General features: G+C 70.7%; 14 protein-coding genes. 5 read left to right on the top strand and 9 right to left on the bottom strand.

The genetic code is table 11. The features are described from left to right. Positions 1-58 precede the first annotated feature (58 nt). The 5 genes from AC07A4_RS26965 to AC07A4_RS26945 all read right to left on the bottom strand — a co-directional run bounded on the left by AC07A4_RS26965 (position 59) and on the right by AC07A4_RS26945 (position 3,938). Positions 59-541, bottom strand: coding sequence for an NUDIX domain-containing protein (locus AC07A4_RS26965; protein ID WP_478603064.1), 483 nt, complete (start codon positions 539-541; stop codon positions 59-61). Between the two features lie 59 nt (positions 542-600). Next, entirely contained in the window at positions 601-1,506 is a 906-nt protein-coding gene (locus tag AC07A4_RS26960; RefSeq protein WP_478603062.1) for a LysR family transcriptional regulator, read from the bottom strand. A gap of 254 nt (positions 1,507-1,760) precedes the next feature. Then, positions 1,761-2,951 carry a cystathionine gamma-lyase gene (locus tag AC07A4_RS26955; protein ID WP_478603060.1) on the bottom strand — a complete coding sequence of 397 codons (1,191 nt, stop codon included), beginning with the start codon at positions 2,949-2,951 and terminating at the stop codon, positions 1,761-1,763. After that, positions 2,948-3,481 (bottom strand): low molecular weight protein-tyrosine-phosphatase, encoded by a 534-nt coding sequence (locus AC07A4_RS26950; protein ID WP_478603058.1) that lies wholly within the window; start codon positions 3,479-3,481, stop codon positions 2,948-2,950. The genes AC07A4_RS26955 and AC07A4_RS26950 overlap by 4 nt, the downstream gene beginning before the upstream one ends. 76 nt (positions 3,482-3,557) lie before the next feature. Further along, positions 3,558-3,938, bottom strand: coding sequence for a phage holin family protein (locus AC07A4_RS26945; RefSeq protein WP_478603056.1), 381 nt, complete (start codon positions 3,936-3,938; stop codon positions 3,558-3,560). 71 nt (positions 3,939-4,009) lie between these two features. On the opposite strand from AC07A4_RS26945, the gene AC07A4_RS26940 reads away from it, so the two are divergent. From AC07A4_RS26940 to AC07A4_RS26925, 4 genes are all read left to right on the top strand, one after another. After that, a complete protein-coding gene (locus tag AC07A4_RS26940) occupies positions 4,010-4,327 on the top strand; it encodes a cupin domain-containing protein (protein ID WP_478603054.1) in 318 nt (105 codons plus the stop codon). Positions 4,328-4,590: 263 nt separating this feature from the next. Then, a complete protein-coding gene (locus tag AC07A4_RS26935; RefSeq protein WP_478603053.1) occupies positions 4,591-4,806 on the top strand; it encodes a DUF5326 family protein in 216 nt (71 codons plus the stop codon). Between the two features lie 362 nt (positions 4,807-5,168). Next, on the top strand, positions 5,169-5,894 hold the full coding sequence (locus AC07A4_RS26930) for an IclR family transcriptional regulator (protein WP_478603175.1): 726 nt from the start codon (positions 5,169-5,171) through the stop codon (positions 5,892-5,894). Between the two features lie 101 nt (positions 5,895-5,995). Further along, on the top strand, positions 5,996-6,433 hold the full coding sequence (locus tag AC07A4_RS26925) for an SsgA family sporulation/cell division regulator (RefSeq protein ID WP_478603051.1): 438 nt from the start codon (positions 5,996-5,998) through the stop codon (positions 6,431-6,433). Positions 6,434-6,594: 161 nt separating this feature from the next. On the opposite strand, the gene AC07A4_RS26920 is transcribed toward AC07A4_RS26925, so the two are convergent. Continuing rightward, entirely contained in the window at positions 6,595-8,097 is a 1,503-nt protein-coding gene (locus AC07A4_RS26920) for a YibE/F family protein (protein WP_478603050.1), read from the bottom strand. Positions 8,098-8,307: 210 nt separating this feature from the next. Between AC07A4_RS26920 and thiC the strand changes: the two genes are divergently transcribed. After that, a complete protein-coding gene (gene thiC, locus AC07A4_RS26915) occupies positions 8,308-10,092 on the top strand; it encodes a phosphomethylpyrimidine synthase ThiC (protein ID WP_478603048.1) in 1,785 nt (594 codons plus the stop codon). A 251-nt stretch (positions 10,093-10,343) separates the two neighbouring features. On the opposite strand, the gene AC07A4_RS26910 is transcribed toward thiC, so the two are convergent. The 3 genes from AC07A4_RS26910 to AC07A4_RS26900 all read right to left on the bottom strand — a co-directional run bounded on the left by AC07A4_RS26910 (position 10,344) and on the right by AC07A4_RS26900 (position 14,552). Continuing rightward, positions 10,344-11,222, bottom strand: coding sequence for a hypothetical protein (locus tag AC07A4_RS26910; RefSeq protein ID WP_478603046.1), 879 nt, complete (start codon positions 11,220-11,222; stop codon positions 10,344-10,346). A 191-nt stretch (positions 11,223-11,413) separates the two neighbouring features. Further along, positions 11,414-12,703, bottom strand: a complete 1,290-nt coding sequence (locus AC07A4_RS26905) for a metallophosphoesterase (RefSeq protein WP_478603173.1) — start codon at positions 12,701-12,703, stop codon at positions 11,414-11,416. A gap of 727 nt (positions 12,704-13,430) precedes the next feature. Further along, positions 13,431-14,552 (bottom strand): LacI family DNA-binding transcriptional regulator, encoded by a 1,122-nt coding sequence (locus tag AC07A4_RS26900; RefSeq protein ID WP_478603044.1) that lies wholly within the window; start codon positions 14,550-14,552, stop codon positions 13,431-13,433. Between the last annotated feature and the right edge of the window lie 109 nt (positions 14,553-14,661).

The raw sequence follows: 14,661 nt of genomic DNA, 5'->3' as shown, positions 1-14,661 counted from the left end.
ACCTCCGCCCCTCCGCGGAAAGGTTCATGCAGGCTGGAGCTGTCGTCGAGCGACGATGTCAGCCCAGGTCAGGCGCGTGCATCGCGCGTACGCCCTCGATGTTGCCGTCCAGGTAGTGCCGCAGCGACAGCGGTACGAGATGGACCGAGGCGATGCCCACGCGCGTGAAGGGAACGCGGACGATCTCGTACTCGCCGCTGGGTTCCTCCACCTCGGGACCGTGCCGCAGGGCCGTGTCCATGGACTCCAGACGGCAGACGAAGAAGTGCTGCACCTTCACCCCGGTGGCGCCGCCGTCCTCGCCGATGTGCTCGACCGTGTCCACGAAGCACGGCACCACATCGATGATCTTGGCGCCGAGTTCCTCGTGCACCTCACGGTGGAGCGCGTCGACCACCGTCGCGTCCTCCGCTTCCACCCCACCGCCCGGAGTCACCCAGTAGGGATCCACGCCGGGCTTGGTCCGCTTGATGAGGATCAGGTCGTCCCCGTCGAGGAGGACGGCACGTGCGGTGCGCTTGACCACGGGTCGGACGGTCATGGGAGAAATGTGGCCCGGACTGTTCCACGTGAAACATCGCGAACCAGCCGGGGACGGCTTCACGCCCAGTCGACCGCAGCACGCAGCAGCCACTCGTGCGCCCGCGCGATGTGCGGCATGGCGAGTGTGCCGGTGCGTACGACGAGGAAGTACGTGCGCAGCGGAGGGACCGCCGGTTCGAGCAGCGCCGCGATCTCGCCGCGCTCCAGGGCGGGCGCACACAGATAGCGCGGCAGGACGGCGAGCCCGGCGCCGGTGGCCACACAGGCAAGGACGGCCCGGAGGTCCGGCACGATCACGGCGCCCGCCGCGGCCGGGCGGGAGTCGAAGACGGCGGCCCAGTAGCGCGAGACCAGCGGCAGCGTCTCGTGGACCTCCACCACCGGCAGGTTCTCGACCGTGAGGGCGCCCTTGCGGCGCAGCTTGCCGGGGCCGATCCGGGAGGCCAAGGCCGGCGCCGCGACCAGCACGTGCTCCTCGTCGCACAGGGGTGTCGCGGTGAGCAGGGCACCTCGGGGGCGGGCGGTGGTGATGGCCAGATCATGGTGTCCGGCGGCGAGGCCCTCCAGGACCTCCTCGGCGTTGCCGAACGACGCCCGCAAGGCGAGGCTCTGGCCTTCGCCGCCGGTCAGCGCGGTCAGGGCAGGGAGAGCGCGTTCCGCCGTGAACTCCGGCGGCCCGGCAAGATGCAGGGTGCGGACCGACGCGTCCTCGTCGAGCCCGGCCTCGGCGATCTCCACGAGCGCGTCGAGGTGCGGGGCCGCCTTGTGGGCGAGTTCGTCGCCCATGGTCGTGGGCGTCACCCCACGGGCCTGGCGCAGGAAGAGCGGACGGCCCAGCTGGCGCTCCAGCGTGCGGATCTGGGAGGTCACCGCGGGCTGCGACAGGCCGAGCAGAGCGGCGGCGCGTGTGAAGGAGCCGGCCCGGTGCACGGTCACGAATGTGCGCAGCAGGGCCAGATCCATGTCGTCACCCTCTTCTCCGTGTCGGCCCCCGGCGCACCTCAACTATAAATTTGTCGATAGGTTGCTGTCGCTACTGTGATTGGACACTGACACAGAGTCAACTAGCCTTGTTCGCGCGGTTCTTCGCGCGCGGAACCGAGGACGGTCCGAGCCACGAGGGGGGAGGTTCGGACCGTCCGTTGTGCGTAGCCGCCCACGAGGCCGGGGAGGGGCCAGGCGGGCGGGAACCGCCCAGTGCGGCGGCGCGGAGGGGCTCAGTCCGCCGTCTCGTCCAGCGCGCGCAGCACATCCGCCACCAGATCCTCGACGTCCTCGGCCCCGGCCGAGAAGCGGATGAAGCCGTCCGGAACGGCGTCTCCACCCCATCTGCCGCGCCGCTCGGCCGTGGAGCGCACGCCGCCGAAGCTCGTCGCGTCGTCCACCAGCCGCAGCGCCTCGAGAAAGCGGTCCGCACGCGCGCGTGACGGCAGCTCGAACGACACCACGCACCCGAAGCGGCGCATCTGGCGCGCGGCGATCTCGTGCGACGGGTCGCCGGGCAGCCCCGGGTAGCGCAGGCCGGTCACGTCGGGGCGATCGCGCAGCGCCTCGGCGAGCGCCAGGGCGTTGGCGTTCTGCCGGTCGACGCGCAGCTGGAGCGTCGCGAGCGAACGATGGGCGAGCCAGGCTTCCATGGGGCCCGGAATGGCGCCGACGATCTTGCGCCAGCGCCGTACGGCGGCCGTGTGCTCGGCGTCGCGGCAGGCCACGTACCCCAGGAGGAGGTCGCCATGGCCGGTGAGCTGCTTGGTGCCGCTGGCCACGGAGAAGTCGGCGCCGAGGTCCAGGGGGCGCTGGCCGAGGGGGGTGGCCAGGGTGTTGTCGACGGCGACGAGGGCGCCACGCGCGTGTGCCGCGTCGGCGAGCCGGCGCACGTCGCAGACGTCGAGGCCGGGGTTCGACGGGGTCTCCAGCCACAGCAGGCGGGCGCCGTCGAGCACGTCGAACTGCGCGTCGTCGGCGGTGGGAGCGGTGCGCACCTCGATGCCGTACGCGGTGAGCTGGTCGCGGACCAGGGGCAGCGCCTGGTACCCGTCGTCCGGCAGTACGACGGCGTCGCCGGTGCGCAACTGGGAGAAGAGCACGGCCGAGATGGCGGCCATGCCGGAGGCGAAGACCAGCGTCTCCACGTCCGTGCCAGGCGATTCGAGCGCGCCGATGGCGTGCTCCAGATGGGTCCAGGTCGGGTTCTCGTCGCGTCCGTAGGCGTACGGCCCCGTGGGCTCGCCCGGCAGGTGGAAGTGCGCGGCGAAGACCGGGCCCGGAAGCGTCGGTTCGTGCTTCACGGGCTCGGGGAGTCCGGCCCGTACGGCACGGGTGCCGTCGCCGGTGGCCGCGGCCCGGGGAGCCGGGCCGCTCGTGTCGTCGTCTCCGGTGTGCGCCGGTATCCGTTCCGGTCGTGTCATGCCGCCCGCCCTTCCACCGCGTTCCGTACGGCGTCGAGCAGGCCCTCGCTCGCCGTTTCGACCATCTTCAGGCACTCCTCGAAGCCCTCCATGTCCCCGTAGTACGGATCGGGGACGTCCAGGTCGGAGTCAGGGCCCGCCGAGGGGTCGTACGAGCGCAGCAGGCGCACCTTGTCGGCGTCCCGCGGGGTGGGCGCCAGGCGGCGCAGCGTGCGCAGATGACCGCGGTCGAGCGCGATCACCAGGTCAAGGCGGTCGAACCAGTCGGCGTGGAACTGGCGGGCCGCGTGCGCGGTGTCGAAGCCCGCGGACGCGAGGGTGGCGACGGTCCGCGGGTCGGCGCCGTCTCCCTCGTGCCAGCCGTCGGTGCCCGCGCTGTCCACCAGGACGAGACCCTCGAGGCCCGCGTCACGCACCCGCGCGCGGAAGACCGACTCGGCCATGGGCGAACGGCAGATGTTGCCGGTGCACACGAAGCACACGGCGAACGGCGCGGCCGCGGGGCGGGAGGAGGAAACGGAAGACGACATCGGCTCGCATCAATCCTTGGGGCGGGGGTCTCGGGCGGGGCCTCGGGGCGGGAGACCTGGGGCGGTCCCGGGCCGGTCAGTCCTTGTGGTCGGGCAGCGCTACGTTCAGCGCCCAGGACACGACCGAAATGATCAGGCCACCGAGCACGGCGGTCCAGAAGCCCTCGACGTGGAAACTGACGTCCAGCTTGTCGGCGAGCCATGAGGTCAGCATCAGCATCAGGGCGTTGACCACCAGGGTGATCAGGCCGAGCGTCAGGACGAACAGGGGGAAGGTGAGGACCTGGACGATGGGCTTGACCAGGAAGTTCACCAGACCGAAGAGCATCGCGACGACGAGCAGCGTGAGGGTCTTCTTGCCCGTGCTGTCCCCGGTGAGCGTGATCTTGTCGAGCAGCCACACGGCGACGGCCAGGGCCACCGCGTTGGCGAGCGTCTTGACTACGAAATTCTTCATGTGTCTGATCGTGGCAGACAGAGGTCAACAGTGGTCGGTCCATGACCAGGGGCAAGGGGCGTACAGGAGCGATGAAGGCATTCCGACTGGACGAGCTGGAAGCGGAGCGCGCTGCCAACGACGGCGCCTATCTGCAATTTCTGCGAGAGCGGAACATGTCGGTCGGGCTCTACGCGCTGAACGCCGGGGAGACCGATCCACAGCAGCCGCACCGACAGGACGAGGTGTACATGGTCGTCAGTGGACGCGCCTCGATCACGGTCGGCATGGAGACGACGCCGGTCGCGCGCGGCAGCGTCGTGTACGTCCCGGCCGGAGTGCCGCACAAGTTCCACCACATCACCGAGGACCTGCGGGTTCTCGTCGTCTTCTCGCCACCGGAGCGGTGACGTGGGCCGGGCTTCGCGGGGCGGACGCGCGGCGTTTCCCCCGCGAGGTGTGGCCCGCTCGTGAGGCACAGGTCAGGGTGGTGCCCCCCGGGTTCCCTAGGGGTCGAATCAGGGGAGGGCAAGGGATCACGCGGCCCCGAACGGCCACTTTCCGCCCTAGCATCGAATGCATGACGTGAGAATTCTTCACGTGGCGGAGTCCGCGGTGGCGGAGGCCGTAGGAGCGGAGTCCGCAGCGGCGGAGATAGGGAAAGGCGAGGGAAATGAGTGAGATCTTCACGGGCATGCCCTGGTGGGTGAAGTGGGTCGCGGTGCCGGTCATCGCTCTCGTCGTCTTCGGCGGGCTGATAGCGAGCGTCGTCGGCTTCGTGTTCGGCCTGCTCTTCAAGTTGCTGCTCTTCGTGGCGCTGGTCGGCGGACTCATCTACGTCGTACGGAAGTTCATATCCGGCGCCACCGCGTCCCGCAGCGACTGGTGATGTCCTGCGGCGGTTCCCCCCGGAGAGCGCGCGGCGGTTCCCCCCGGAGGGGGAAGTTTCCCCAGGCGGCGCCCTAGAGCGGTGGCCAACGGTTAGAGTCCGAAAACCGACGCGGGCGATCCCCGCTGGTGGGCCCACTGCCCCCACCCGTGTGTCCCCGGCACGGGCGGACCCCCCATGTGCACCGGGAGTGACCCATGGCCACGGTTGACGTCTCACCCGCGGAAGCCCAGCCGACCGCCCCCACGCGGGCGGCGGACCCAGGCCAGAGGGCCTCACATCCGGACTCAGCTTCCGCCGCCACTGGCATCACCACGGGCGACACCGGAGCAACCGGCGTGGGGCCGACCCTGATTGGCTCCGTGCAGCGCGCGATGCGCCTGCTGGAAGCCGCCGCGTCGCACCGGTGCGGGGCACCCGCGAAGCAGCTGGCCCGTGAGTCCGGGCTCGCGCTTCCCACCGCCTATCACTTGCTGCGCACGCTGACCCACGAGGGCTATCTGCGCAGGGAGCACGGGGTGTTCGTGCTTGGCGAGGCGGCCGAGCGGCTGGGCGGCAGCGCGGCACAGCAGCACCGCCGCTCCAAGGTCGGCGAAGCCCTGGCGCAGTGGCGCGACGCCATCGGTGTTCCGGTGTACTTCGCCATCTACCACGAGGGCGAGATCGAGGTCGTGTCGATCGCCGACACCTCGGGCAATCCAGCCGTCGAGGAGTGGGCCGACTTCCGCGAGACGGGTCACGCCCACGCGATCGGGCAGTGCCTGCTGGCCCAACTCGACGACGCGACACGGCGGGAGCACCTCGACCGCCACCCGGTGCGCTCCCTCACTCCGAACACGGTGCGTGACGAACAGGCGTTGCTGCGCAGGCTGGACGCGCTGGGCCGGATGTCCCCGGTCGTGGAGCACCAGGAGTACGCGCTGGGTACGGTCTGCGCCGCGATCCCGATCACGGTGGGCACCACAGCGGCCACGATGGCCATCTCCGTTCCGCTGGACCAGGCGGACCGGCTGCTGCCCGCGGCACGCGTCTTGCAGAGCGAGGCCGGAAAGCTACTAAGGACACTCGCCTTCTCTATCAGCATCTGAAAACTCACTCCTTGTGATCTGGTATGCACGTTGAGCAAGATGACACGAGTGTCAGGGAGCTGGTTCCTGGCGATGGAAGGCTAGTGACGGGGTAGGCGGCGATGCGAGAGTCGGTCCACGCAGAGGTCATGATGAGCTTCCTCGTGTCGGAGGAGCTGTCCTTCCGCATCCCGGTGGAGCTGCGGTACGAGATGTGTGATCCCTACGCCGTGCGCCTGACCTTCCACTTGCCCGGTGACGCGCCAGTGACCTGGGCCTTTGGCCGGGAACTCCTGGTCGATGGGGTGGGCGGGGCCTGTGGCGAGGGAGACGTGCACATCGCGCCGACCGACGGCGGGCAGCTCGACGAGGCGCTCATCAGGCTGCAAGTGGGAGCCGACCAGGCGCTGTTCAGGGTGGGCATTCCACCGCTGCTCGCCTTCCTGGACCGGACGGACAAGCTGGTGCCGCTGGGGCAGGAGCGGGCGCTCGCCGACTTCGACACGCATCTGGACGAGGCCCTGAACCGGATCCTCGCGGAGGAGCAGAGCGCGGGCTGAACGCCCACGCACGCAACGGGAAAAACGACACAGCGGATCGAGACATTCCACGGCGGGGCGATCAGGCGGCGGGGCGATCGGGCGACGGGTGATCGGGCCGACGAGCCGCCGGGTGCCGTGGTGGCGGGCGCGCGCGATGCGGGCCGCGAGGGAGGGGGAAGTCAGGGCTTTCGGCGGCGGCCCGTGCCGCCGCGGCTGAGGCGAGGGCGGGGGGAGGGGGCACCGGGGTGCGGGGGCGTGGCGCCCGGGGAGCCCGGGATCCCGCCCGGACCGGCGGCTGGTCCCTCCGGAGCTGCCGAAGCCCCCGGCCCCACAGGGCCGGACCCCACCGGCCCCGGCCCTCCGGGGCCAGGGACGCCCTGGAGGGCGCCAAGGGCCGTCGCCGGGCCCTTGCGGTCGGCGGAGACGACCAGCGCGGCCAGCGCGGTGGTGACGGGCACGGAGGCGACGAGGCCGATCGAGCCGATCAGGGTGCGGACGATCTCCTCGGCGATCAGCTCGCTGTTGGCGACGGTGCCCACGCTGCTCTGGGCGATGGAGAAGAGCAGCAGAAGGGGGAGAGCGGCACCCGCGTAGGCGAGGACCAGGGTGTTCACGACGGAGGCGATGTGGTCGCGGCCGATGCGGATGCCCGCGCGGTACAGACCGCGCCAGCCCATCGTCGGGTTGGCCTGGTGCAGCTCCCAGACCGCGGAGGTCTGCGTGACGGTGACGTCGTCGAGCACGCCGAGCGAGCCGATGATGACGCCCGCGAGCAACAGACCGCTCATGTCGATGTCGGGATAGAGGCCGTGGATCAGACCGGTGTTGTCGTCCGTGTTGCCGCTCAGGGAGGCCCAGCCGATGAAGAGCGAGCCGAGCAGTCCGATCAGGAGGAGGGAGATCAGGGTGCCTAGTACCGCGACCGAGGTCCGCGCTGTCAGGCCGTGGCACATATAGAGCGCGATCAGCATGATCGCACTCGCCCCGACCACCGCGACGACCAGCGGGTTCGAGCCCTGCAGGATCGCGGGCAGGATGAAGAAGGTCAGGATCAGGAAGCTCACCGCGAGGGCGACCAGGGCCATCACACCGCGCAGCCGTCCCACCACGACGACGGCCAGGGCGAAGACGGCGGCCAGCAGCGCCATCGGGACCTTGCGGTTCACATCGGTGACCGAATACTGCAGGCCCTCGGGGGCCTTGGGCTCATAGGCGACCACCACGCCCTGGCCCTGGCGCAGTTGGCGGGGGGAGTCCGGCTGGACGATCTCGGTGAACGTGTGGCCCTTGTTCGGGCCGCTGGTGACCTTGACCGTCGCCTGCTTGCAGGTGCCCTCGGCACGGGACTGGGCGGACTGGCCCTCGGCGGTGGAGGTGTCGCCGTTGGGCGGGGTCTGGGAGCCGTTCACGTCCTTGCAGGGGAGCTCGCGCACTTTCGTCACGGTCGCCGACTGGGTCTGCCGGTCGAAGCCGACGCCCGTGCGCTCGTGGGCCGGGGTGCCGCCGGGCCACAGCACGATCAGGCCGACGACGACCGCGGTGGCGAAGGGGATCAGGACGGCGGCGATCACCTTGCGCAGGTGCTGGGAGACGGGTGCGGCCGGTCCATGGCTGTGGGAGTGCCCGTGCCCGTGCGGCGGCTCAGGGACGGGCGGGGGTGTGGGGGGCTCTGTGGTGGTCACGGCCCGATCATCGCAAGAACGGAGGGGGGCCTCTGTTCACCGCGCCCGATATGACGCTAGCGTGGAGGCACCTTTGCACACGCGGGAGCTCGGAGCACCGGGCTGAGAGGGCGCTGACCTCCGTACGAACGGGACATCTGACCGTACGGAAGCCGCTGCGTCGACCGCCGAACCTGTTACCGGGTAATGCCGGCGTAGGGAGTAGGTCTCATGACCACATCGGACACACGCACGCCTGCCTCCGACCAGGGCGAGAGCCCGAGCGGAGCCGGGAAGTCCATCGGCTGGCACAAGGCGTACATCGAGGGCACGCGCTCCGATCTGCGCGTGCCGGTCCGTCAGGTGCACCTCACCAACGGCAAGGCCGTGACCCTGTACGACACCTCGGGTCCGTACACGGACCCGGAGATCGACACCGACGTGCGCCGGGGGCTCACCCCGCTGCGGGAGAACTGGATCATCGCCCGCGGCGACACCGAGGAGTACGCGGGCCGACCGGTCCGCCCCGAGGACGACGGCATCAAGCACACCTCGCCGCGCGGCGGCCTGCGCAACCTCGACGCCGTCTTCCCCGGCCGCCCGCGCCAGCCGCGCCGCGCCCGCGCGGGCCAGACGGTCACGCAGCTCGCGTACGCGCGTCGCGGGGAGATCACACCGGAGATGGAGTACGTGGCCATCCGGGAGAGCCTGGCGCCCGAGGTCGTCCGCGACGAGATCGCGGCGGGCCGCGCGGTGCTCCCGGCCAATGTGAACCACCCGGAGATCGAGCCGATGATCATCGGTAAGCGGTTCCTGGTGAAGGTCAACGCCAACATCGGCAACTCCGCGGTGACCTCCTCCATCGAGGAGGAGGTGGACAAGATGACGTGGGCGACGCAGTGGGGTGCCGACACGGTCATGGACCTGTCCACCGGCCGGAACATCCACACGACCCGCGAGTGGGTCCTGCGCAACTCCCCCGTGCCCATCGGCACCGTGCCGCTCTACCAGGCCCTGGAGAAGGTCGACGGCAAGGCCGAGGAGCTGACCTGGGAGATCTACAAGGACACGGTCATCGAGCAGGCCGAGCAGGGCGTGGACTACATGACGGTGCACGCGGGCGTCCGCCTGCCGTACGTCCCGCTCACCGCGAACCGCAAGACCGGCATCGTCTCGCGCGGCGGCTCGATCATGGCAGCGTGGTGCCTCGCGCACCACAAGGAGAGCTTCCTGTACGAGCACTTCGAGGAGCTCTGCGAGATCCTCGCGGCGTACGACGTGACGTACTCCCTCGGTGACGGCCTGCGCCCGGGGTCCATCGCGGACGCCAACGACCGCGCGCAGTTCGCCGAGCTGGAGACCCTCGGCGAGCTGAACAAGATCGCCAAGGCGCACGACGTGCAGACCATGATCGAGGGCCCGGGCCATGTCCCGATGCACAAGATCAAGGAGAACATCGACCTTCAGCAGGAGATCTGCGAGGAGGCGCCGTTCTACACGCTCGGCCCGCTGACCACGGACATCGCGCCCGGGTACGACCACATCACCTCCGGCATCGGCGCCGCGATGATCGGCTGGTGGGGCACGGCGATGCTCTGCTACGTCACGCCCAAGGAGCACCTCGGCCTGCCGAACCGCGACGACGTGAAGACCGGCGTCATCACGTACAAGATCGCGGCCCACGCGGCGGACCTCGCCAAGGGGCACCCGGGCGCGCAGCAGTGGGACGACGCGCTGTCGGACGCGCGCTTCGAGTTCCGCTGGGAGGACCAGTTCAACCTGGCCCTCGACCCGGTCACGGCCCGGGAGTTCCACGACGAGACGCTGCCCGCGGAGCCCGCGAAGACGGCGCACTTCTGCTCGATGTGCGGGCCGAAATTCTGCTCGATGAAGATCTCTCAGGACATCCGCAGGGAGCACGGGGGTACGCAGGCGGAGATTGAGCGGGGCATGGAGGAGAAGTCGCAGGAATTCGCGGCGGCAGGGAATCGGGTGTATCTGCCGATCGCGGATTGATGTGGCGGCGGCCGTCGCCGGCGGGCCTGCCCGCGGTGCCCGAGGTGCCCGCGGGCAGGGCTGCGGTGCCGAGGGGCGGGTCGTGGGGCGGCCGTTGGTGTGGTGCGTGCGGGCAGCGTAGGGCCCTCTCCTCGCGTGGGTCGTGCGCCCGAGGCGGTGTCCGGCTCGCGGTGTGACCGGAGTGGCCCCGTCGCCGGGCGGCGACCGGGCCGCTCCCGTCGCCGGTCGGCGACCGGATGACGTGCTTCGGATCACTCGGGCTTGTGCTCGGGTCCTCCGTAGTCCGGACTGGAGAAGTCCGGGCTGGAGTAGCTCGGCCGGGTGCCGGTGGTGGAGCCGCCCTCGGGGCTGCTGAACCCCGGCTTGTGATAGCCGAGTTGCGGCATGCGCCCGGACGGGCCGGGCGACGGGGACCGGCCCGCGGACGCGGGGCCCGCCTTGGCGAGCGCCTCCCGCAGGAACGGCAGGATGCCGCGTTCCAGGAGTGCCTGGGCCCAGGCCTCCCTGGCTCGTTCCACTTCCGCGTTCCGCTCGTCGTGCGAGCCTGCCTGGAGGGAAGTGGAACCGTTGCGCAGGGCGGTCAGGAGCAGGCCGACCGCGGCGACCAGGATGGCGCCCGCCGTGAGCGCGCCGAACAGCCACCCCGCGGTGAGCAGGGTGTCCGCGAAGGCGGGCTCGGGGCTGAGCATCTTCAGGATGTACCCGACGAGCAGGAAGATCGCGGCGGCCGCGCCGGCGAGCAGCGGCGCGAGCACCGCGATCACGGCGACCGCCCCGGCCCCCGCGGTCTCGGTGACCTCGCCCATCGTGGCGAGTCCGACGCCGCTGGTTCCGGCCTCGGCCGGGGTGGAACTGGAACCGTTCCCTTCATGGATCGATGAGGAAGTGGAGGGTCCGGAGTCACGCAGATCCTCACGGGCCTTCACATACTGGCGGTATTCGGCCGCCGCGGCGGCCGTGATCAGTGCGGTGGCGTTGAGAGCCATCGTGCGCAGCTGCTCGGGGTTGAGTCGCTGGCCCACCGCGGCCAGCTCCGGGCGGTTCGGTGCGGTGCGCAGCGCCTCATCGAGGATCCGCGCGTATTCGGGGCGGTCCTCATTGAGCAGGTGTGGAGCGCTGTTCATGTGCATCCCCCGATGCTCCGTAGGGCTGGGGCTCGCATGGTCACGAGCCGTCGGGCAGAAACGGAGGGGAGCCTGCTACGGATAGAGCGATGGTAGAGCCGTGACGGCACGCGGTGACAGGGGCTTTCCAGAATTGGCCCGCTGGCCAGCGAGATCCTGTACTGACGTGCTTACTCGTGCCTTTGCCCCGAACACGCTCAGTTAGCCAGCGGGAGTTGGCAGACCAGTAGCTTTCCGGCCATGGTCACTCCGCCGTCCATGGCGATGGCGAGGCCGTCGGCGTAGATGTGCGGGCCCTCGATCACCGGGCGGCCGTCGTCGTCCGCGTCGTACTCGGAGCCGACCTCTCCCAGGAGGTACGGAATGGGGCTGTGGCCATGGACGATGCGGCTGCCGCCGTATACGTCGAGGAGTTCGCGCACGGCCTGGGAGCCGTTCTCGTCGCGGAAGGCGAAGCGCTTGGTGAACTTGCGGAAGAGGTCCCAGTATTCGTCCGCGTCGTTGCGCGTGAGGGCCTCGCGGATGGTGTCGTTGACTTCCTCGATGGAGTCGCCGTAGTCGAGGTACGCGGTGGTGTCGGAGTGCACGAGCAGGTGCCCGTCCTCCTCCTCGATGGCGTCCAGGCGGGCCATCCACTGCAGGTGATGGTCCTCCAGGCGCTCCATGTCGGTCTTCTGACCGCCGTTCAGGAGCCAGGCGGCCTGGAACGTGGCGGTGCCCGCGCCGGAGTTGACCGGGGTGTCGCCGAACTTCTTGGCGCCGATGAGCAGCAGTTCGTGGTTGCCCATGAGGGCCTTGCAGTAGCCGCCCGCGGCGGCGGCCTCGGCGGACAGGCGCATCACGAGGTCGATGACGCCGATGCCGTCGGGCCCGCGGTCGGTGAAGTCGCCGAGGAACCACAGCCGGGTGTTGCCCGCGCACCACTGGAGGTCGGCGTCGATGAGCCCTTCCGCCTGGAGGGCCGCGACCAGCTGGTCCAAGTAACCGTGTACGTCGCCGACGACGTACAGCGGACCGAGCTCCTCCGCGCCGGGCGCGGGCGGCGGCTCGGGCATCTCGCGCACCTCGACCTGGACGGTGTCCCCGCGGCGGCTGATGACCGGCAGGTCGCGCTCGGTGGGGGTGTAGCCCTCGGGGTCCGCGCCCGCGGAACCGGGATGCGGCGGCACGGTGCTCGCGGCGGGGGCGGGGTGACTGGAGTGAGCCGTGTGGGTCGATTGAGCCGATTGAGTCGTGTGGGTCGAGTGAGCTGTGTGGGCTGCCTGGACTGTCTGGGCTGCCTGGGCTGAGTGCGTGGCGTGTGGGGCGTGGGGCAGGCCGGGGTCGGCGGGGTGCGCCGGGGCGCTCGTGGGGCGGGCCTCGCCGGGGCCGACGGGCTGTCCCTGAGGGGCGGCGGTCGGGTGGCCCTGACCGAAGGCTCCGGGGTGCCCCTGAGCGGCGGCCTGGGAGGGCGCGGGGGTGCGCGGGTGCGCCAGGCCCCCGGGCAGCTGCTCGACGGAACGCGCCTGCGCGGGCACGGTCGTGGCGAGGCCGCCGCCGGACAGGGGGGCGGAGGCGCCTCCCTGCGCGGGGGCACCGGCGGAGAGGGCTCCCGCACCGCCTGGGGTGGCGTCCGGGCGCCGCGGCGACTCCGGGCGCCCTGTGGCGGACTCAGGGTGCCCCGCGGCGGGTTCCGCGTACCCGGAGGCGGGATCCGGGTACCGCGGGGTGGACTCTGGGCGCCCCGAGAGGGACTCCGAGCGCCCCGGAGCGGACTCGGGGTGGCGTCGGGCGGACTCCGGGTAGTGCGGAACGGATTCCGGGTGTCCGGGAGCGGCCGTGCCTCCAGGCGCGGCCGCGTGCGCCCGCTCCGCGCCCCGCGCGCGGTCGTCCGCCCCCTGCTCGGCGGGATGGTTGCCGGTCTCGCGGACGCCTTCGTAGACGTATGCGGGAACGCGGAAGTCGCGCAGCGTCGCCGTCCGCACCTCGGGTCCCTGACCGGCCCCCTGAGTCATCGACCCCTCCACCACCATTGCGCCGCATCTGCACCGTGATCGGACTGCCTGGTCGCAGCGGCCCGCGGTGTCGTCCGCCCATCATAGGAATGCGGCTGTCGCTGTGTGGTGCACCAGGGGTGGTGAATCGACGGGGAGCCCCAGTTCACCGTGGTTTTCGCCCGAATTGGCCCGAGGTTTCCCCACTGGTCACGCAGGTGGGGGCAGGTGGCGCCGGGCGTCAGCCGTGGCCGGGTGAGCGGGGTGGACTGACGGTCGTGCGCGGCGGACGTCGCTCGGACGAGGTGCGCACGATCAGTTCCGTCGGTATCACCTGCTCGACGGGCCGGCCGGTGTCCAGGCCCTCGATGGCGTCGATGAGCAGTTGGACGACGGCGGTGCCGATGCGGCGCGGCTTCAGGGAGAGCGTGGTGATGGGCGGTTCGGTGGTGGCGTACACGGTCGACTCGCTGCAGCAGACCAGCAGCAGGTCGTCCGGGACGCGCAGGCCGTAGCGGCGGGCCGCGGCCAGCAGGTCGGTGCCGTTCGGGTCGAACAGGCCGTAGACGGCGTCGGGCCGGTCGGGGCGGGCGAGCAGGCGGTCGGCGGCGACCGCGCCCGCGCACGGGTCGTGCGCGGGGTAGGACTCGTACACCGGGTCCTGTCCCACGCGCTCGCACCAGCGCAGATAGGCGGTGGTGGACAGATGGGTGTACGTATCCGTGGTGGTGCCGGTGAGCAGGCCGATGCGGCGGGCCCCGGCGGCGGCGAGGTGCTCCAGGATCTCCAGGACCGCGGCCTCGTGGTCGTTGTCGACCCAGGCCGTGACCGGAAGGGACCCGGCCGGGCGGCCGTCGGAGACCACCGGGAGGCCCTGGCGGACCAGCTCGCTGACCACCGGGTCGTGGTCGGAGGGGTCGACGACGACGGTGCCGTCGAGCGCCACGTTCGACCAGACGTCGACGGGGCTGCGGCGCGAGGTCGCGGGCAGGATGACGAGGGCGTAGCCACGGGCGAGCGCCGCGGAGGTGGCGGCTCTCGCCATCTCCGCGAAGTACGCGAACTCCGTGAAGGTGAAAGGTTCATCCCCGTACGTCGTCACGGTCAGGCCGATGAGTCCCGACTTGCCCGTACGGAGCGTCCGCGCGGCGGCCGACGGGCGGTATCCGAGCCGGTCCGCGACCTCGCGGACATGGCGTCGGGTGGCATCGGGTAGTCGTCCTTTGCCGTTGAGCGCGTCGGAGACGGTCGTGATGGAGACACCGGCTGCGGCGGCGACGTCTCTGATCCCGGCTCGGCTCTGCCGGTTGCCTCGGCGTGCGGTCTCCGCTCGGCTCACCTGGTGCTTCCCTGCTGCTGTCATGGCGAGCCGATAGTAGGGCTCATGGGGGTGGGTAGTGCGGGCGCATATTCACCCGTTGACAGGCACGATTCTGCATGGCGTTTGCCGGTCAATGACCTTCGAAAACAAG

This window comes from Streptomyces sp. NPDC043996 (assembly GCF_056435225.1).
Note: the sequence above shows the minus strand (reverse complement) of the source record. Positions and strands in the feature narration are given on the sequence as shown.

Bases quoted from the DNA above. Each gene is read 5' to 3' on its own strand.
- AC07A4_RS26900 (WP_478603044.1), bottom strand. From the start codon at position 14,552: ATGACAGCAGCAGGGAAGCACCAGGTGAGCCGAGCGGAGACCGCACGC.
- AC07A4_RS26910 (WP_478603046.1), bottom strand. From the start codon at position 11,222: ATGCACATGAACAGCGCTCCACACCTGCTCAATGAGGACCGCCCCGAA.
- AC07A4_RS26955 (WP_478603060.1), bottom strand. From the start codon at position 2,951: ATGACACGACCGGAACGGATACCGGCGCACACCGGAGACGACGACACG.
- AC07A4_RS26950 (WP_478603058.1), bottom strand. From the start codon at position 3,481: ATGTCGTCTTCCGTTTCCTCCTCCCGCCCCGCGGCCGCGCCGTTCGCC.
- AC07A4_RS26965 (WP_478603064.1), bottom strand. From the start codon at position 541: ATGACCGTCCGACCCGTGGTCAAGCGCACCGCACGTGCCGTCCTCCTC.
- AC07A4_RS26940 (WP_478603054.1), top strand. From the start codon at position 4,010: ATGAAGGCATTCCGACTGGACGAGCTGGAAGCGGAGCGCGCTGCCAAC.
- AC07A4_RS26925 (WP_478603051.1), top strand. From the start codon at position 5,996: ATGCGAGAGTCGGTCCACGCAGAGGTCATGATGAGCTTCCTCGTGTCG.
- thiC (WP_478603048.1), top strand. From the start codon at position 8,308: ATGACCACATCGGACACACGCACGCCTGCCTCCGACCAGGGCGAGAGC.
- AC07A4_RS26935 (WP_478603053.1), top strand. From the start codon at position 4,591: ATGAGTGAGATCTTCACGGGCATGCCCTGGTGGGTGAAGTGGGTCGCG.
- AC07A4_RS26945 (WP_478603056.1), bottom strand. From the start codon at position 3,938: ATGAAGAATTTCGTAGTCAAGACGCTCGCCAACGCGGTGGCCCTGGCC.
- AC07A4_RS26960 (WP_478603062.1), bottom strand. From the start codon at position 1,506: ATGGATCTGGCCCTGCTGCGCACATTCGTGACCGTGCACCGGGCCGGC.